This window comes from Ideonella alba (assembly GCF_018069875.1).
Taxonomy (GTDB): domain Bacteria; phylum Pseudomonadota; class Gammaproteobacteria; order Burkholderiales; family Burkholderiaceae_C; genus Ideonella; species Ideonella alba.
In genome coordinates, this window is record NZ_JAGQDF010000003.1 from 330,593 (window position 1) to 348,523 (window position 17,931).

Annotated in this window: 12 protein-coding genes; 1 reads left to right on the forward strand and 11 read right to left on the reverse strand. The window is 73.0% G+C overall.

The window, feature by feature from the left end; translation table 11 throughout:
• Positions 1-16: 16 nt before the first annotated feature.
• The 9 genes from KAK07_RS06800 to KAK07_RS06840 all read right to left on the reverse strand — a co-directional run bounded on the left by KAK07_RS06800 (position 17) and on the right by KAK07_RS06840 (position 16,327).
• Positions 17-334 (reverse strand): MBL fold metallo-hydrolase, encoded by a 318-nt coding sequence (locus KAK07_RS06800; RefSeq protein ID WP_210859770.1) that lies wholly within the window; start codon positions 332-334, stop codon positions 17-19.
• A gap of 98 nt (positions 335-432) precedes the next feature.
• Positions 433-1,752: an HlyD family type I secretion periplasmic adaptor subunit gene (locus tag KAK07_RS06805; protein ID WP_210859771.1), complete on the reverse strand. Its 1,320-nt coding sequence runs from the start codon at positions 1,750-1,752 to the stop codon at positions 433-435.
• Positions 1,749-3,494 (reverse strand): type I secretion system permease/ATPase, encoded by a 1,746-nt coding sequence (locus KAK07_RS06810; protein ID WP_210859772.1) that lies wholly within the window; start codon positions 3,492-3,494, stop codon positions 1,749-1,751. The genes KAK07_RS06805 and KAK07_RS06810 overlap by 4 nt, the downstream gene beginning before the upstream one ends.
• 148 nt (positions 3,495-3,642) lie before the next feature.
• The gene (locus tag KAK07_RS06815; protein ID WP_210859773.1) at positions 3,643-10,608 is read right to left on the reverse strand and encodes a SwmB domain-containing protein; all 6,966 of its coding nucleotides are present in this window, start codon (positions 10,606-10,608) and stop codon (positions 3,643-3,645) included.
• Positions 10,609-10,762: 154 nt separating this feature from the next.
• A complete protein-coding gene (locus tag KAK07_RS06820) occupies positions 10,763-12,079 on the reverse strand; it encodes a tryptophan--tRNA ligase (RefSeq protein WP_210859774.1) in 1,317 nt (438 codons plus the stop codon).
• A gap of 66 nt (positions 12,080-12,145) precedes the next feature.
• Complete coding sequence (locus KAK07_RS06825; protein ID WP_210859776.1) at positions 12,146-12,781, reverse strand: DUF2087 domain-containing protein; 636 nt, start codon at positions 12,779-12,781, stop codon at positions 12,146-12,148.
• 205 nt (positions 12,782-12,986) lie between these two features.
• Positions 12,987-14,471: a M16 family metallopeptidase gene (locus KAK07_RS06830; RefSeq protein ID WP_210859778.1), complete on the reverse strand. Its 1,485-nt coding sequence runs from the start codon at positions 14,469-14,471 to the stop codon at positions 12,987-12,989.
• Positions 14,471-15,865, reverse strand: coding sequence for a M16 family metallopeptidase (locus tag KAK07_RS06835; protein WP_210859780.1), 1,395 nt, complete (start codon positions 15,863-15,865; stop codon positions 14,471-14,473). The genes KAK07_RS06830 and KAK07_RS06835 overlap by 1 nt, the downstream gene beginning before the upstream one ends.
• Positions 15,866-15,964: 99 nt before the next feature.
• On the reverse strand, positions 15,965-16,327 hold the full coding sequence (locus KAK07_RS06840; protein WP_210851302.1) for a hypothetical protein: 363 nt from the start codon (positions 16,325-16,327) through the stop codon (positions 15,965-15,967).
• A 132-nt stretch (positions 16,328-16,459) separates the two neighbouring features.
• Here KAK07_RS06840 and KAK07_RS06845 point away from each other — a divergent pair, with 132 nt between their 5' ends.
• The gene (locus KAK07_RS06845; protein ID WP_210851304.1) at positions 16,460-16,735 is read left to right on the forward strand and encodes a hypothetical protein; all 276 of its coding nucleotides are present in this window, start codon (positions 16,460-16,462) and stop codon (positions 16,733-16,735) included.
• A gap of 35 nt (positions 16,736-16,770) precedes the next feature.
• On the opposite strand, the gene KAK07_RS06850 is transcribed toward KAK07_RS06845, so the two are convergent.
• The gene (locus KAK07_RS06850) at positions 16,771-17,034 is read right to left on the reverse strand and encodes a GlsB/YeaQ/YmgE family stress response membrane protein (RefSeq protein ID WP_210851306.1); all 264 of its coding nucleotides are present in this window, start codon (positions 17,032-17,034) and stop codon (positions 16,771-16,773) included.
• 135 nt (positions 17,035-17,169) lie between these two features.
• The gene (locus KAK07_RS06855; protein WP_210851308.1) at positions 17,170-17,925 is read right to left on the reverse strand and encodes a hypothetical protein; all 756 of its coding nucleotides are present in this window, start codon (positions 17,923-17,925) and stop codon (positions 17,170-17,172) included.
• Positions 17,926-17,931 lie beyond the last annotated feature (6 nt).

Genomic DNA, 17,931 nt, shown 5'->3' on the forward strand with positions numbered 1-17,931 from the left:
CCCCAGCGCGCAGGTCTCAGGGCCGGTCTGCCCGGATCGGCCCGAACTCCACCGGCACCCACGTACAGCCCTTCGGGTCCTTGCGGATGCGGCCCAGGCCGGGGAAGGGCAGGTGCGCGCCGGCGATCTGCCAGCCGGCTTGGGCGGCACGCTGGAACAGCGCCTTGCGGGTGGCAATCACCTGCTTCTGGTCGACGTCGAACTCGAGTGACACCTCGGGGTGGGCGAACTGCACCGCGTGCGAGTGCACCACGTGGCCCCAGACCAACAACTGCCGGCCCTTGGCGCTGAACAGGAAGGCGCTGTGGCCGGGCGTGTGGTCATGGGTAGGCACCACACCGTCGCGGGCCCTATCGGCCAGGGCTTGGCTGAGCCAGAAACCGGCGTCCCGCCGCGCAGCCCGGACGGTGGCCTTGGGGAAGGCTGGCTTGCTCAGCGTTCGCGGAAGCCCTGGCGGAAGAAGCCGGCCACCGGTTCCAGCAGGAAGTCCAGCGCGCTGCGCTCGGTCACCCGGATGTAGACCTCGGCGGCCATGCCGGGGCGCAGCGGCAGCGCGGCGCGGCGGGCCTCGTCGGCGTCCACCTGCAGCAGCACGGTGAAGTAGGCGCTGCCGTTGCGCTCGTCGGTCAGCGCATCGGCCGAGACGCGCTGCACGCGCGCCGCCAGCAGCCGCTCGAAGCGCTGCGCGCCGGTCAGCAGCTTCAGCTCGGCGGCCATGCCTTCGCGCACGTCGGCGCCGGCGTCCAGCGGCAGGCGGGCTTCGACGAACAGCGGCGCATCGGCCGGCACGATGTCGACCACCGGCTCGCGCGGACCCAGCGCCGAACCGGGGGTGTTGACGCGCAGGTTCAGCAGCCGGCCGTCCACCGGCGCCAGCACGCGCTGGCGGCTCTGGTCGTCGCTGCTGGCGCGCAGGCGCTGCTCGGTCTCGGCCAGGCGCGGGCCCAGCTCGCGCAGCTCGTCGCTGGCGGTCTGCACATAGCTGTCGCGCAGGCTGCGGCTGCGCGCGTCCAGCGCGCCCAGGCGCTGGCGGGCCTGGGCCAGCTCGGCCTCGTTGGCCAGGTGGCGCGACTGGTATTCGCTGGCGTTGCGCTCCAGCCCCAGCACGCGGGCGCGGCCGACGAAGTTCTGCGCCTCCAGCGCCTGGTTGGCGCGCAACTCCTCGGTCATCAGGGCCAGCGCGCGCTGCGAGTTCACCCGCTCGCGCTCGCGCACCTCGATCTCGGTGCGGGTGTCGCGGATCTGCTGCGACTGGCCGTCGATCTGGGCCACCAGGTTGGCGCGGCGCGCCGCGAAGGCGGCGCGTTCCTGGGCGGCCAGTTCGGGCAGGCGCTTCACATCGGCCAACTCGCGCAGCAGGGCCGCTGGCGGCTGCCACTGCGCGGCCTGGGCCACCTCGGCCTGCAGCCGCGACTGGCGCAGCCGGTCGGCGGCGAAGGCGGCGCGCAGCTGGTCCTGCGACGCGTCCACGCGCACGTCCTCCAGCTCCACCAGCAGCTCGCCGCGGCGCACCAGCTGGCCTTCACTCACCGCGATGCGGGCGACGGTGCCGCCGTCGCGGTGGGTGACGGTGCGGCGGTTGGCGTCCACCTTCACCACGCCCTGGGCCACCACGCCACCGGCGATCGGGGCCAGGGTCAACCAAGCCGTCATCAGCGCCAGCCAGGCGCCGATGATCCACAGCGCCTGGCGCTGCAGCGGGCGCAGGCCGGGCACCGGGTCGGCGGGCCGGGGAGCGACGGCAGCGGTCATGCGGGCACCGCCGGGGTGGCGGCGTTGTTCGGGGTGTCTTGGGGTGTGTCGCGCGGCGCGTTGTGCGGCGCGCTCTGCGCCGGGTCGCGTGGCACGTCGCCGGGCGGGTTCTGGGGGGCCTCGTTGCGGGCGACGGTGCGCTCGACGCTGCCCTCCTTCAGCACCACCACCTGGTCGGCCACCGACAGCAGGCGCCGGCGCTGGGTCACCGCCACCACGGTGGCGCCGCGCGCCTTCAGGCCGGCGATGGCGGCCACCAGCGCGTCCTCGCCCTCGCCGTCCAGGCTGGCGTCGGGCTCGTCCAGCACCACCAGCGCGGGCTCGCCGTACAGCGCGCGGGCCAGCGCGATGCGCTGGCGCTGGCCACCCGACAAGGCCATGCCACGCTCGCCCACCGGCGTGTCGTAGCCCTGCGGCAGGCGAACGATGAAGTCATGCACCTGGGCCGCCTGCGCGGCGGCGATCACCGCCTCGGCCTGGGCGTTGCCGAAGCGGGCGATGTTCTCGGCCACGGTGCCGGCGAACAGCTCCACGTCCTGCGGCAGGTAGCCCAGCGCCGGGCCCAGGCGGGCCGGGTCCCAGTGGCGGATGTCGGCGCCATCCAGACGCACCGCCCCGGCGGCCGGGCGCAGCACGCCCACCAGCAGGCGGGCCAGCGTGGTCTTGCCGGCGCCGCTGCCGCCGATCACCGCCAGCACCTCGCCCGGACGCGCCGACAGGCTGACCTGGCGCAGCAGCAGGCGCTGGCCGCCGGGCACGCTGGCGCTGAGCTGTTCCACGGTGAGCGCGCCGCTGGGGCGCGGCAGCGCGGTGGCAGCGGTGGCCTCCAGCGGCAGTTGCAGCAACTGGTCCAGGCGACGGTAGGCGGCGCGCGCATCGGCCAGCAGGCGCCACTGCGCCATCAGCTGCTCCACCGGCGCCAGCGCGCGGGCCAGCAGCACGGTGCAGGCGATCATCAGACCCGGCGTGGCGCCGCCGCGGATCACCAGCCAGGCGCCCAGGCCCAGCATCAGGATCTGCACCGCCTGGCGCAGCGTGCGGGTGAGGCTGCCCAGGCGCGAGGCCAGCTGGCCGCCGTCTTCGGCGGTCTGCTGTTGCTGGTCGAGCTGGCGCAGCCACTGCGCTGCCAGGGCGTCGCCCATGCCCAGCGCGGTGACCACCTCGGCGTTGTGCAGGCTGCGCTCGGCCACCCGCTGCGTGGCCCGGGCCTGGGCCTGCACGCGCGCCTGATGGTCACGCAGGCTGCGGTCCTGGGCCCAGCTCAGGCCCAGCAGTGCGGCGGCGCACAGCAGCGCCAGGCCGCCCAGCCGCAGGTCGAAGGCGGCGATCAGCGCCAGGTAGACGGGGGCCCAGGGGGCGTCGCACAGCGCCACCACCGCGGGTCCGCCGATGAAGGCACGCAGCGTGCCCAGATCGCGCAGGCCGTCGGTGGGGGCACCGGGTTCCTGGCGGGCGCTGGCGGTGATCAGGCGGCTGAGCACGCCGGGGCCCACCTGGCGTTCCAGCGCATGGCCGGTCAGCGCCAGCATGCGTGAGCGCAACTGCTCCAGCGCGCCCATCGCCACCAGCGTCAGCAGCGCGGCAACAGCCAGCATGGCCAGGGTCTCGACACTGCGGGTGACCAGCACACGGTCGTAGACCTGCAGCATGTAGATCGACGGCGCCAGCAGCGCGATGTTGACGGCCAGGCTCAGGCCCAGCACGGCGCCGATCGGCCGCGCCAGGAAGGCACGCAGGGGCATCGGGGGGCGGTCGTGGGCGGGCATGGCGGGGCAGGGGACAGCGGCGCGCGGGCAGGCCGCAGCACCAGGCTGGGCCATGCTAGGCCGCCTGCCACCCCGCCAATGCCCGGAAAAGCGGCCCGCCAGCCGCCCGATCCCGGGCCCTGGGTCAGGTGATGATGAAGTCCAGCGCGCTCAGCGCCAGTCCGGGCCCCAGCTTGGCCACCAGCACCGCGGCGCCGGCGCCGTTGCCGTCGGCGTCGTAGTAGAGCTGGCCGCCGTCGCTGTCGTAGACCAGGTAGTCATTGGCGTCCATCGCCACGCCGGCGGTGTTGGCGGTGAAGTAGGTCGCCGACAGCGTGCCGGTGGTGACCAGCTTGGTGAACACGCCGTTCTCCAGCGAGAAGCTGTCATCGGCCACGCTGTAGTCGGTGATCGTGTCGGCGTTCAGCGTGGCCGAGGGGGCGGTGTCGAAGCGGAAGGTGTCGGAGCCCAGGCCGCCGCTGAGGCTGTCGTTGCCCAGCCCGCCGGCCAGCGTGTCGTGGCCGGCGCCGCCGCTCAGCAGGTTGTCGCCCGAGGTGCCGCTCAGGCGGTCGGAGAAGCCGCTGCCCAGCACCGCCTCGATGTTGCGCAGCGTGTCGGTGCCGCTGCCGCCGGTCAGCTGCGCACTGGTGCTGGCCAGGTTGACCGTGACCGCGCCGGTGGCGCTGCCGTAGTCCACCGTGTCGAAGCCGGTCAGGCCGTCGATGGTGTTGTTGCCCGCGCCGGCGCCCAGCAGGTTGGCGCTGGCGTTGCCGGTCAGGTTGGCGCTGCCGGTGCTGGCGATGCGGCCGTTCTCGATGGTGGTGCCCAGCGTGAAGGCACTGAGCAGCGAGGCCACGGTGTCGGTGCCTTCGCCGGCCAGTTCGGTCACGACATCGCCCAGGTGGTCGACCAGGTAGGTGTCGTCGCCCGCGCCGCCGGCCATCGTGTCGGCGCCGATGCCGCCGTCCAGCGTGTTGGCGGCGGCGTTGCCGGTGAGCTGGTTGGCCAGCGCATTGCCGGTGCCGTTGATCGCCGCGCTGCCGGTGAGCGCCAGGTTCTCGACATTGGCGCCCAGCGTCACGCTGACCGAGGCGCGCACGGTGTCGAGGCCGCCGCTGCTGCTGCTCTCGACCACCACATCGCCGCTGCTGTCAACGATGTACGTGTCGTTGCCGGCGCCGCCATTGAGGGTGTCGTTGCCGAGTCCGCCGTCCAGCGTGTTGGCCGCAGCATTGCCGGTGATCTGGTTGCCCAGCGCGTTGCCGGTGCCGTTGATCGCGCCGCTGCCGCCCAGCACCAGGTGCTCGAGGTTGGCGCCCAGCGTGTAGCTGACGCCGGACTGCACCGTGTCGATGCCGCCGCTGGCGCTGCCCTCGACCACGACGTCGCCGACGTGGTCGACGATGTAGCGGTCGTCGCCCGCGCCGCCGTTCAGCGTGTCGGCGCCCAGGCCGCCGTCCAGGATGTTGGCCGCCGCATTGCCGGTGATCTGGTTGGCCAGCGCATTGCCGGTGCCGTCGATCACCGCGCTGCCCAGCAGCACCAGGTTCTCCAGGTGGTTGCCCAGGGTCCAGCTGACGCCGGACTGCACGGTGTCGGTGCCGTAGGTGGCGCTGCCTTCGGTGACCACGTCGCCGACCTGATCGACGACGTAGGTGTCGTCGCCAGCGCCGCCGTCCATGGTGTCGGCGCCGGCCTTGCCGTCCAGCAGGTTGGCGCCGGCATTGCCGCTCAACAGGTTGGCCGCGCCATTGCCGGTGGCGTTGATCGCGGCGCTGCCCAGCAGCGCCAGGTTCTCCAGGTTGCTGCCCAGCGTGTAGCTGATCGCGCTGCGCACGGTGTCGGTGCCCTGGCTGGCGCTTTCGGTGACCACGTCGCCGGCCTGGTCGACCACGTAGATGTCGTCGCCGGCGTAGCCGCTCAGGGTGTCGGCGCCGGTGCTGCCGTCGAGCAGGTTCGCGCCGCTGTTGCCCAGCAGCGTGTTGGCCAGGCTGTTGCCGGTGCCGCTGAGTGCCAGCGTGCCCGAGGCCAGCTGCAGCCGCTCCAGGTTGGCGCCCAGCGTGTAGTTGACCGCGCTGCGCACGGTGTCGGTGCCCTGTCCGGCGTTCTCGGTGACGATGTCGCCGGCCTGGTCGACCACATAGGTGTCGTCGCCGGCGCCGCCGTTCAGGCGGTCGCTGCCGGCGCCACCGTCCAGCGTGTCGTTGCCGGCACCGCCTTCCAGGTACTCGCCCGAGCGCAGGCTGCCGGTCAGCAGGTCGGCGTAGTTGGAGCCGCGCAGGCCCTCGATGCGCAGCAGCTGGTCCTGGTGGCCGTAGCCGTCCTGGCTGACGCGGCCGGTGGCCAGGCTGGCCACCACGCCCTGGCGGGCGGTGCCGTAGTCGGCGATGTCGAAGCCGGCGCCGCCGTCGATCGTGTCGTTGCCGGCACGGCCTTCGAGCAGCTCGAAGTGGCCATCCACCGCCTTGGTGTCGCGGTCGGAGCCGACGATCAGGTCGTTGAAGTCGGAGCCGCGCACCTGCTCGATGTTGCGCAGATCGTCGGTGCCGCCCAGGCCGTCCTGGGCCCAGCCACCCAGCGTGGCTGTCTGCGCGTCCCAGCTGAGGTGGACCTCGACGCCGCTGGTGCTGCTGGCGTAGTCGGCGCGGTCGAAGCCGGCGCCACCGTTGATCGTGTCGTTGCCGGCGCCGCCGCGCAGCACTTCCTTCTTGCCGCTGTTGCTGTAGTCGGTGCCGTTGGCCGTGGCGCCGCCGAGCAGCACGTCGTCGAAGGCCGAGCCGAAGGCGCCCTCGATGTTGAGCAGCGTGTCGGTGCCCATGAAGCTGCCCTGGGCCGTGCCCGCCGCCAGATCCACCGTGACCGCGCTGGTGGTTGACGGGGCGTCGTACTTGACGATATCGAAGCCGCCGCGGCCGTCGATCATGTCGTCACCCTGCATGCCCTCGAAGGACTCGGTGTAGGCCGTGGCGTCGCTGCCCAGCAGCACGTCGGCGTAGGCCGAGGCGCGCACCTGGTTGATGTTGGTGAACTGATCATGACCGGCGTTGCCGGCGATGGTGTCGTCACGGGTATCGGCACGGCCGGTGGCCAGGTCCACGGTGACACCGGCACGGGCGCCGAAGTAGTTCAGCCGGTTGGCCGCGTAGTCGGTGATCGCACCGCCATCGATGGTGTCGTTGCCGACACCGCCGTAGAACATCTCGAACTGCTCGGCGGTGCTGCCGATCATCACGTCGTTGCCGTTGCCGGCGGTGATGAAGTTGACGTTCACCACGGTGTCGGTGCCCGCGCTGCCGTCGGCGCTGGTCACCGTGCCGGTGCCGCTGCTGCCGTTGCCGGTCAGGCCGCTGAGGTCGATCGTCAGCGCGGCGTTGACGCCCGAGTAGCTCAGCGCGTTGCCGTCGGTGTAGTTGATGCGGTCGCTGACCGCGCCGCCGTCGATGTAGTCGTCGCCCGCGCCGCCCAGCAGGGTGTCGCCGCCGGCGCCGCCCTGCAGCACGTCGTCGCCGGCGTTGCCGATCAGCAGGTCGTTGTCGGCGCCGCCATCGATCTGGTCGTGGCCCAGGCCGCCGTCGATCGAGTCGCGGCCAGCCCCGCCGTCGATCGTGTCCTGGCCCTGGTAGCCCATCAGGCTGTCGTTGCCGGTGCTGCCGGCCATCACGTCATTGCCCCAGAAGGTGGCTTCGTTCATCGAGGCCCACAGCGAGAAGCTGCCGCCCTCGGGGCTGCTGATGCGCAGGAAGTCGAGGGTGTCGGTGGCGTTGTCGGCGCTGTCGCCGACCAGCCAGGACACGGTGTTCGACAGCGCCTGGATGCCCAGGGCCGGCGAGAACAGGTCGGACATCATCACCGAGTCGCCCAGGTGCCAACCCATGCCTTCCCACTGCACGATCTGCACCGTCAGTTGGGCATTCATGAAGGCGTGGCTGTCCAGCCCTTCGGTGGCGTTGGCATCGAAGTTCGGATTGGCCACCAGCGTCGAGGGGCGGAACTGGATGGTCAGCGTACCGTCGGCCTCGGCCACCACCTGGCCGGCCTGGTCGAAATTGGCGAAGGCCGGATCGGCGCTGGCGTAGCCGCGCAGCGCATCGAGCATGCCGCCGGACAGGCCGCGCGCGGCGCCGTCCAGCGCCTCGAACTGCAGACCAGTGTAGTGCTGCGAGGCCACCTCACCCGCGGGCGCGTCGTTGCCCACCCAGTCCTGCACCACCTGACCACCCTGGTCGGTGGCCGGCGGGTGGTAGCTGACGCTGACCTGGGCGTTGTCGGGGATGCTGCGGTCCAGTGTCAGCAGCACGCCGCGGTTCATCTCGGCCTTGAGCACGCCGTAGGTCTCGGTCTGGCCGTTCACCGTGACGCTGACGGTGAACAGCGAGGGGTCGGGCTGGCCCATGTCGGCGCGCCAGCCGTTGGACGCGGTGTTGGGCAGGCTGTCCAGGCCCTGCCAGTTGGGCGTGTCGAAGTGCAGGTTGACCTGGTCGCCCTGGTGGAAGGCGGCGATCAGTGTGGGTGCCTGGTCGGTCATGCCGATCTGCACCGTGCCGGCCTGGTCGCCCGCGGCGCCCACCCAGGTCTGGCCGTCGGCCGAGATCGACACCGTCCAGCGGATCACGCTGGCGTGCGAGGGCTGGTCCACCCCCGGCACATAGGACACGCCGATCTGCTGCAGCACCGCCTGCATCGTGGCGCTGTCCAGCGCGCTGCCGTCGGCGCTGTCGATGCGCAGGTCCCAGGTCGGCTGGCCGTCCTCGGCCACGCCCTCGACGCTGCTGGCGCGCAGGGCCACGCTCTGGCCGTCGATCCACAGCGTGAAGTCCACCGGGTCCTGGGCGCTGGCGTAGGCCAGCGTGGGGGCGTCGTGCTGCAGCTCACCGGTGGCGGGGTCCACCGAGTCCCAGCCCAGGCGCCATTGCAGCGACACGTCCAGGTTGGTGGCGGCGCGGTCGGTGTGGATCAGGATCGACGAGATGCCGGCGTCCAGGCCGATGTGCGCGTTCCAGAAGGGGTTGGGCTGGCCCGGCACGAAGCCGCCGTCCACCGCCCAGGCCAGGTGCGGCCCGAAGTCGTAGTAGGACAGCGTGCCCGGGTTCTGGCCGTTGAGGTCCACGCCCAGGCCGGCGGTCAGCGAGGGCTGGACGTCCACCATCGTCACATGGGTCACCGGCACCGCGTCCGGCTCGGCGCCGCTGAAACTCCACTGCAGGCCGATCTGGCCGGCGGCCGTGCCCTCGGCCGGCTGGAAGGTCAGCGCGGCCAGCAGCGCATCGAGCTGGGCCTGCGTGAAACCGGGCGCCAGCGTGATCTGCACCGTGCCGCCGCCCTGGGTCCAGGTGCAGCCGCTCAGGTCCACCACCGGCAGGCCGGCGTCGTTGGCGGCCACGGCGAACTGGTCGCCGGGGTCGGCGCCGCCCAGGCGGCTCAGGGTCAGGGTGCAGCCGCCGTAGTTGCCCTGCTCGCCATTGAGGGCCGCCAGGTCGGCGTCGTGCAGCGCGACGAAGCGGCCGATGGCCACCGGCGCGTCGCCGACATGCCAGTGGGCGGTGGTGTCGGCAAAGCTGGCGTCGAGCTGGCCGTCGGCCAGCAGGCGCACGACGAAGCTGTCGCGGTTGTCGCCATTGACCGCGTCGCCGACGATCAGCACCCGGCCCTGCGCATCCACCAGCACCTGGCGGGCGATGTCCTGGCCGCTGCTGACCGGCAGCAGCGCCACGCCGCCGTTGCCGAACTGGGTGTCCAGGCTGCCGTCCGCGCCCAGCCGGATGGCGAAGCTGTCGGCGTCGGCGCCGTCCAGCAGCGTGCCGCCATGGCCCACCACCACGACGCCGCCGTCGGCCAGCACGGCCAGGTGCATGGCGGTGGATTCGGTCAGGCCGGTGTCGAGCACGACCATGCCGTCCTGGCCGAAGCTGGTGTCGAGGCTGCCGTCGGCATGAAGGCGCAGCACGGTGCCGTGGGGATGGCCATCGACCATCGTGAAGCCGCACATCAGCAGCGAGCCGTCGGCCATCTGCACCAGGCTGTGGTCGCCGGGCTGCGGCATCCGCAGCGGCAGGACCACCTTGCCGTCGGTGCCCCAGGCCAGGTCGAGCGCGCCGCTGGCGTCCAGCTTGGTCAGCACGCGGTGGGTGCCCTGCATGCCTTCGGTCCAGCCGCTGCAGTCGAGGATCAGGCCGCCGTCGGCGCTGGCCACCAGGCCGCGCAGGCCCTCGGCGGTGTCGATGCGCGGCACGTCCAGCGTGCCGTTGCCGTTGCCGCCGAACCCGGTGGCGATGCTGCCATCGGCGTTCAGGCACAGCAGGCTGGCGCCGTTGTGGTCGACCGACCAGCCGCCCAGCACGATGCGGCCGTCGGCCAGTTGCACCAGGTTGCTGCCGTAGGCGTCGCCCGCGCCCAGGGGCACGCGCACCAGCCCGTTGTCGCCGAAGCTGCTGTCGCGGCTGCCGTCGGCGTTCAGGCACAGCACGGCGAACTCGTAGCGCCAGCCATCGCCCACGAAGCCGCCCAGCAGGGTGCGGCCGTCGTCCAGCACCAGCACGGCTTTGGCCTGGTCGACCGAGGAGGGCAGCGCGTCCACGGTGGTGGTGCCGCGGTCGGCCCAGTCGGCGACGGGTCGGCCGTCGGCGTCCACCCGCCAGGCGCGGAAATCGAAGCCCGCCAGGTTGCGCTGGTGGCCGCCCAGCACCAGCGAGCCGTCGCTCAGCAGCTGGGCACCGGTGGCCCATTCATCGTGGCCATGCTGGGCCAGCATCAGCACGCCCTGGCCGCCGAACTCGCCAAACGCGGGCGCGTCGTCCACCGGGGTGACGGTGCCTTGCACCGTGCCGTCGGCCACCGCGGTGCCGCTGGCGTCCTGCCACTGCAGGGTCAGCGACAGGCGGTCGCCGTTGTCGTTCGCCTCGGGCACGAAGCGCACGCGCCCGGCCAGCACGTCGGCCAGTGGGATGTCCGAGCCCGGTTGCAGGAACTCGTCGCCGTTGTAGAGCTCGCCGCGCAGGTTCAGCGCGGCGATGTGCAGGGTGATCGCGTCCTCGGTCTGCGGCCAGCCCAGCAGGCTGGCATCAAGCACGAACGGGGTGTCTTCCGGGGTGGTGAAGGCGGTGCTGGTCGTCACGGCAGGTCTTTCGGGCTGGACAGGCGCTCGCGCGAACGCGCGCAGGCGCACCCCCGCCTGGGGGCCTATGGGCTATCGGCGCCGCAGCGCAGCGAATAAGCCGGCGGTCCCTCGACCGTGAACTGCTTCACGCCGCCTGCCGGCGGCCGGGCCCTCAGGCCTGCTCGGCGGCGACCAGCGCGGCCAGCGCCTGGGCCACCTCGTCGGGCGACACGTCCTCGCCCAGCGCCACCGGCGCGCTGTCCAGCGCGGCGGCGCCCTCGGTCTTCAGGCGCTTGACCCAGGCGCCGGCGTCGCGGCCGCCGTCAAAGCCCTGACTCTGCAGCAGCACCCGGCCGTCGTGGGCGCTGAGCTTGAAGTAGAAGCGGTTGTCGGCCTCGCGGTACTGCTTGAACACCGGCAGCTGGACCTTGGGCTTGGCCGCGGTGTCCACCGGCGCGGCCAGCGCCTGGAAGCGGCGCAGGCCCACCGCGTGGCGCAGTTCATCGAGCAGCGGGCGGGCGATGGCGCGCGCCTTGGCGGCGCCGGCCTGCAGGATGGCCTCGATCTTCTCGGGCTCGGCCATCAGCGCGTCGTAGCGGGCGCGCATCGGCGCAATCTGGCGGTTGATCTGCTCGAACAGGCGCTGCTTGGCCTCGCCCCAGGCCAGGCCGGCGCGCAGCTCGGCGCGGAAGGCGGCGCGCTCCTCGGGCGTGGCGAAGGCGTCGAAGATCTGGATCAGCGCGGTGCCCTCGGGCTCCTTGGGCTCGCCGGGCAGGCGGCTGTCGGTGACGATGCGGGCAATGGCGTCGCGCAGCGCCTTCTCGCCGCCCTCGAACAGCGGGATGACGTTGTCGTAGCTCTTGCTCATCTTGCGGCCGTCCAGGCCGGGCAGCAGCTCCATCTCGGCGTCGATCTGCGCCTCGGGCAGCACGAAGAACTCGCGCCCGATGGCGGCGCCGTAGAGGTGGTTGAAGCGCTGCGCCACGTCGCGCGCCATCTCGATGTGCTGGACCTGGTCCTTGCCCACCGGCACCACATGGGCGTTGAACATCAGGATGTCGGCAGCCATCAGGATGGGGTAGCAGTACAGGCCCATCGTGATGCCGGCGTCGGCGTCCTCGCCGGCGGCGGTGTTGGCGTCGGTGGCGGCCTTGTAGGCGTGGGCGCGGTTCATCTGGCCCTTGCCGGTGACGCAGGTCAGCAGCCAGGTCAGCTCGGGGATCTCGGGGATGTCGCTCTGGCGGTAAAAGGTGGCGCGGTCGGTGTCCAGGCCGGCGGCGATCCAGGTGGCGGCGATCTGCAGGCGGCTGGCCTCGATGCGGGCCGGCTCGTCGCACTTGATCAGTGCGTGGTAGTCGGCCATGAAGAAGAAGCTGTCGACGTCGGCGCGCCGGCTGGCCTCGATGCAGGGGCGCACGGCGCCCACATAGTTGCCCAGGTGCAGGGTGCCGGTGGTGGTGATGCCGGTGAGGACGCGGGTGACGGGCATGGTGGCGCAGTGCAGCGGTGGAACGACGGGAGCGGCGATTGTCGCCGCTCCCGCCAGGCCAGTCGCTCAGCGCGGCAGGCGCAGGCCGCGCCGGCTGCGCTCGCGCAGCGCCTGCAGCAGCGCCTGCACCTCGTCGCCGGGGCGCTGCGGCTGCTTCCAGTAGGCCGAGCAGTCGTCCTCACGCGCCAGCAGGCCCATGTTGATCAGCTCGCGCCGCGGGGTGACGTGGTCGCCGTAGATGGTCCAGGCCTTGAGCAGCTCGTTGACCTCGCGCTCGGTGTAGCGCCGGCCGGTGTCGAAGCGGGTCCACAGCACCCACATCGCCAGCCGCTGCACGCTGTGCTTGTGGGGCCAGCGGGTCAGCCGGCCCCAGTCGTCGAACTGGGTCAGGGCCTTGGCCGCGGCGGCGCTGAGCGGCGCGGCCGGGGTGTCGGGCGCGTCGTCCACCACCGGCGGCGCCTCGGCGGGCGGTTCGGGGGCCAGCATCGGCGCCAGTGCGCGCATCGCCTGCCAGTTGCGGTGGCCGGCGGCGTGGGCCAGCATCTGCAGCAGCTGGGTGTGGCTGGGCGGCTCGGCGTGCTCGGCGTGGTGGCCGATCAGCTGGCGCCGCAGCGCCTTGGCAAAGCCCGACAGGTCGGGGCTGTGCAGGGGCACGCGGTGGCGCTCAGTTCGCCGCGCGGGAAGAGAGGTGTCCGTGTTCATGCATGTCTCCTGCATGCACCGGGGAGTGGCGCGAGTCAGGCCCGCGCCGGCTGGGGTTGCCGACTTGCAGCCGCGGTGCACACCAGACAAGGGGTGAACAACAGGCGGTGGAATCAGGGCAGGTTCAGCTCGCAGACGGGCTGCGCGGCAACGCCTCGGTGAACTGCCGACCGGGGCCGCGATGATAGCGGCCCCGACGGCGGCGTCAACGCTTGAGCGTGGGCGACTCCAGGTCCAGCGCGCTGGCCTCGATGCTCAGCGCCTGCGGATCCAGCGCCTTCAGCGTGGGGCCGCTGGCGGCCACGTCGCCGACGATCACGGTGCGCAGCTGATCGGTGCGCCAGTGGCGGGCGGCGTAGTCGCGCACCTGCTCGGCGCTGACGGCCTCGATCTCGGGCACCACCTGGCGCAGCTGGGCCAGCGGGCGGCCGCGCTCGATCTCGCCCAGGACGATGCCGGCGATGCCGCCGGTGGTGTCGAACTGGCGCGAGAAGCCGCCGATCAGCGAGGCCTTGCGCGCCGCCAGCTCGTCGGCAGCGGGGGCTTCGCGGCCCAGGCGCTGCATCTCGTCCATCGTCACCTGGGCCAGCTCGGCGGCGGTGGTGGGCTTGGTCTGCGCGGCGGCCTTGAGGATGCCGCCGCTGGCCTGGCTGTCGTGCATGGCGGTGGCGCCGTAGGTCAGGCCACGCTTGATGCGCAGCTCGGCGCCGAGCCGGGCCGAATACCCGCCGCCCAGCACCGCGGTGGCCAGCTGGGCCGCGCGGCGCTCGGGCGAATCGACGGCCACGCCGGGCGCGGTGACCACCACGCCGCTCTGCCCGGCGCCAGGCAGGTTGACCAGCACGGTGCGCGGCGTCTGCGGTGCGGGCGGCTCGCGCCGGGCCTGCGGCGGCGCCGTGTCGGTGCCGCGCCAGTCGCCCAGCGTCTGCTGGGCCAGGCGGCGCGCCTGTTCGGGCGTGATGTCGCCCACCATCACCAGCGTGGCCTGCTGCGGCTGGGCCAGTCGGCGCTGCAGCTCGCGGATGTCGTCCAGCGTGATGCGGCCGACACTGGCCGGCGTGGCCTGGCTGCCGAACACCGAGGCGCCCCAGGCGCCCTGGGTGGCGGCCAGGTTGGCCAGCTGCATCGGATCGGCCAGCGGGATCTTCAGACCGTCCAGGGTCTGGGCCTTCAGGCGTTCGAGCTCGTCGGCGGCCAGCAGTGGCTCGCGCACCACCGCGGCCACCAGGGTCAGCGCCTCGGGCAGGTGGGGCGTGACCACGGTCATGCTGGTGCTCAGGCCGCCGCGGCCGGCACCGGCCTCCAGCGCGCCACCGAGCGCCTCGGCGCGCTTGGCCAGCGCGCTGGCGCCCAGGGCCTGGCCGCCGACACGCGCGCCCTTCAGGCGCAGCTGCGCGGTCAGGCTGCTCAGGCCGGCGCGGCCAGCGGGCTCGGCGCTGCTGCCGGGCGCCAGGTGCAGCACCACGCTGACCAGCGGCACCGAGTGGCGCGGCACCACCACCAGGCGCAGGCCGTTGGGCAGGCGGTCTTCATGGATGTCGGGCAGGGCCAGCACCGGGGGCGTGCCGGGCACCGGGGGCTCGTCGACCCCCGGGGTGGCGGCGGCGGGCAGGGTGGCCAGCACCAGGCTGGCCAGCAGCGTGGCGCGGCGCAGACGCTGGGGCAGGCGCTGTGGCAAGGCGGGGGACATCAGCGGCTCTCCTGGCGGGTCGGGGTGCGGGGCCGCGCGCTGCGGCCCTGGGTGTAGTGCAGCACCGTGCTGGGGCGTCCCAGCACGTACTGGCGCAGCACGCGCTGCACATCGGCCGCGGTGACGGCCTGCAGTTCGGCCAGCTCGCGGTTGATGGCCTCGGGGTCGTTGCGGTGGATCACCGCCCAGCCGATGGCTTCGGCCAGGCCCTGGGCGCTCTGGCGCGCGCCGAGCGAGGCGGTGAGCATCTGCGTCTTGACCTTGTCGAGCTCCTCGGCCGGGATGGGGCCCTGGGCCAGGCGGCGCAGCTCGGCCAGCAGCGGCGGCAACAGCTGCTGCGGCGTGCTGCGACCGGCGGCAATGGCGTAGGCGAAGATCGCGCCGGCGTCGGTGTGCGGATCGGCCTGGAAGGCGGCGGCCTGGGCGATGCGCTGGCGGTAGACCAGCGACTGGTTCAGCCGCGACGATTCACCCGATGACAGCAGCGCCTGGGTCACCGACAGTGCCGCCACGTCCGGGTGGCCGGCCTTCGGGCCCTGCCAGATCGCCACCACGGCCGGCAGCGGCACGCTGGGGCCGGTGACGGCCTGGCGGCGGCTGCTGCGCCAGGCCGGCTCGGCCACGTCGACGCGCGGCACCGGGGTGGCGGGGCGGGCGATCGGGGCGAAGTAGCGGTCGACCCAGGCATCGAGCTGCGCCGGATCGAAGTCGCCGGTGACGATCAGCACCGCGTTGTCCGGCCGGTAGTAGGTGGCGTGGAAGCGGCGCACGTCGTCCAGCGTGGCGGCGTCCAGGTCCTCGATGCTGCCGATCACCGGGCGGCGGTAGGGGTGGCGCTGGTAGGCCGCAGCCGGGATCGCGTTGAACAGCCGGCCATAGGGCTCGGCCAGCACGCGCTGGCGGAACTCCTCCTGCACCACCGCGCGCTCGCTGCGGAAGTTGGCCTCGTCCAGGCGCAGGCTGGCCAGGCGGTCGGCCTCGGCCCACAGGATGCGCTCCAGGTGGTGCGAGGGCACGACCGCGTGGTAGGCGGTGACGTCCTCGGCGGTGAAGGCGTTGTTCTCGCCGCCGACGTCCTCGGTCAGGCGGTCGAACTGCTCGGGCAGCATGTGCGCCGAGCCCTTGAACATCAGGTGCTCGAACAGGTGGGCGAAGCCCGAGCGGCCCTCGGGGTCGTCCTTGCCGCCCACGCGGTACCAGACATTGATCGCCACCGTGCCCACGCCACCGGCGCGCAGGCTGATGACCTGCAGGCCGTTGGCCAGGCGGCGCTGTCGCAGAGGCAGGGGGGGCACGGCCAGCGGGGTGGCCGCCAGGGCGGAGCCGCCGGCCAGGCTGGCCAACGGGGCGCCGGCCAGGCCCGCGAGGAGCTGGCGGCGATCGAAACAAGGCATGGGTGGGGTCTCCTGATCGGTGCCGGCGAGCATACGCCCGCGCGGCCGACCCGGATGGATCCCGTCCTGCGCCGCCGGTTCCGTGACCGGCGTGGGGAGTCAGGCGCTGAGGTCGATGTGGCGGCCCAGCGTGCCCTCCTGGGCCAGCGGGCGGCTGGTGGCCTTCTCGGTGCCCGGGTCCTTGCGCTGCTTGGTGACCATCTGCTCGAAGGCCGTGCTGGCGGCCTGCAGGTCGCCACCAGCCAGCGCGGCCTGCAGGCGGGCGAAGGGGCCATCGGTGCGCCGAACGCGGTCGTCGGCGGCGGCCTCGCTGAGCTGCCCGAAGGCGCTGCGCGCGGCGTCGAGGTTGCCGCTGGCCAGCGCCTCGGCCAGGGCCTCGCGGGCCTGCTGGCGGCCGGGCTTGACGCGGTCGCCTTCGGTGATCATGGCGGTGCGGCCGCCCTGGATGCTGCTGATGCTCATCGGATGCTCCGGGTAGGGTGGGTGCCCGGTCCCCCGGCGGGGGCTGCACCCGGCGCTATTTCAGCGCGCCCGGGCGCGGCACAATGGCCGGAAGTGCGCTGCCCTGGGGCGCCTGTTTCGCGCGCCACACCGATGAACGACCTTGACGCCACCATCCACCACCTGCGCCTGACGCTGAGTCAGCTGGACGCCGGCGAGATCAGCCCCGAGGCCGTGTGCGCACGCTTTCGCCTGGCGGCGCTGCAGTGGAACGGCCTGCCGCAGCGCTATGCGCAGGTGCTGGAGCGGCTGCTGCAGCCGCTGGACACCGCGGTGATGCTGGGCGAGGAGAGCTGCTCCTTCAGCCGCTCCGACCTGGTGCAGGCACTGGGGCAGTGGCTGGACCACGCGGCGCAACTGCCGCGCTGAGCGTCTGACCTGGCCGCGCCGGCCAGCGGTAAGTGTCAGGCCTGGTCGTTGCCGGCGCCCTGCAGCCGCGAGACCACGAACAGCAGCACCATCGCGCCCAGCACCGAAGCGATCCAGCCGGCCTTGTCCCCGGCCACGTAAAAGCCCGCCACCTGACCGGCAAAGCTGGCCAGGAAGGAGCCCGCCACGCCCAGCAGGCTGGTCATGATCCAGCCCATGCGCTGGTCGCCGGGCAGCAGCAGGCGCGCCACCGCGCCCACCACCAGCCCCACCAGCAGCGTCATCAGGATGTTCGTCATCGTGTTGTCCTCGCCTTGCGATGTTCAACCCGACACCCTAGCGGGCCGGGCGAGCGGCGTGAAAACGATCGACATCGCCTTGCGGCAGACCCGGCGCGGCAGTGGCGCCAGGGCGACTGGGGCGCCAAATCCTGCTCAGCCCAGCAGCAGGCGCAGCGCCTCGGGCAGCGTGCGCGCCTGGGGCAGCCAGTGATGCAGCAGGGCGCCGGCCACGGCCACACCCCCGGCCAGGCCCAGCATCGGGGCGGTGGTGCGGCGCAGCGCGTGCATCAGCCAGCCCTCGCGCCGGGCGCGCCAGGCCAGCGCACCCCCCATCGAGGCGAAGGCCAGCTCCACCGCCACGCCCAGCAGCACGTCCACGCCGAACAGGCCGAAGACCGCGAAGCCCAGCGCTGCGGCCAGTGACAGCGCCACGCCGACGACCACCAGCAGCGGCACGGCCTCGTCGGCCTCGCCCAGCGTGCCCAGCGCATCGAGGGCGCCGGAGGCCGCGTCGTCGGCCGCTTCGGACACCGCGCTGCCCGGTACCCGCGGCAGGCCGCGGCCGGCCGCACGGGCGCCCGCAGCCACCAGGTCGGCGGCACCATCGACCAGGTCGGCGCCGTCCACCAGATCGCCCAGGTCGGCGCTGTCGCGCGACAGCAGCCAGCGCCCCCAGGCCCACAGCAGCCCCAGGTACAGCGGCCAGGTCAGCAGCACCGCGGCCAGCGGCCGCCAGGCCAGCGACTCGACCCCGGCGCGCCGCAGCAGCGCCGACACGCCCCAGCACAGCGCGGTGGTCAGCGCCGCCAGCAGCAGCACATGCAGGCGCAGCCAGCGGCGCTGCTGCAGGTCGGCGCGGGTGGCCTGCTCGAAGCCGTCGGGGTCGCGGTGCCAGGGCCGGCGCGCCATCGCTGC

Excerpts from the sequence above, each read along its gene's own strand:
- KAK07_RS06835 (WP_210859780.1), bottom strand. The coding sequence starts at position 15,865 with ATGCCTTGTTTCGATCGCCGCCAGCTCCTCGCGGGCCTGGCCGGCGCC.
- KAK07_RS06810 (WP_210859772.1), bottom strand. The coding sequence starts at position 3,494 with ATGCCCCTGCGTGCCTTCCTGGCGCGGCCGATCGGCGCCGTGCTGGGC.
- KAK07_RS06805 (WP_210859771.1), bottom strand. The coding sequence starts at position 1,752 with ATGACCGCTGCCGTCGCTCCCCGGCCCGCCGACCCGGTGCCCGGCCTG.
- KAK07_RS06855 (WP_210851308.1), bottom strand. The coding sequence starts at position 17,925 with ATGGCGCGCCGGCCCTGGCACCGCGACCCCGACGGCTTCGAGCAGGCC.
- KAK07_RS06840 (WP_210851302.1), bottom strand. The coding sequence starts at position 16,327 with ATGAGCATCAGCAGCATCCAGGGCGGCCGCACCGCCATGATCACCGAA.
- KAK07_RS06820 (WP_210859774.1), bottom strand. The coding sequence starts at position 12,079 with ATGCCCGTCACCCGCGTCCTCACCGGCATCACCACCACCGGCACCCTG.
- KAK07_RS06845 (WP_210851304.1), top strand. The coding sequence starts at position 16,460 with ATGAACGACCTTGACGCCACCATCCACCACCTGCGCCTGACGCTGAGT.
- KAK07_RS06850 (WP_210851306.1), bottom strand. The coding sequence starts at position 17,034 with ATGACGAACATCCTGATGACGCTGCTGGTGGGGCTGGTGGTGGGCGCG.
- KAK07_RS06830 (WP_210859778.1), bottom strand. The coding sequence starts at position 14,471 with ATGTCCCCCGCCTTGCCACAGCGCCTGCCCCAGCGTCTGCGCCGCGCC.
- KAK07_RS06825 (WP_210859776.1), bottom strand. The coding sequence starts at position 12,781 with ATGAACACGGACACCTCTCTTCCCGCGCGGCGAACTGAGCGCCACCGC.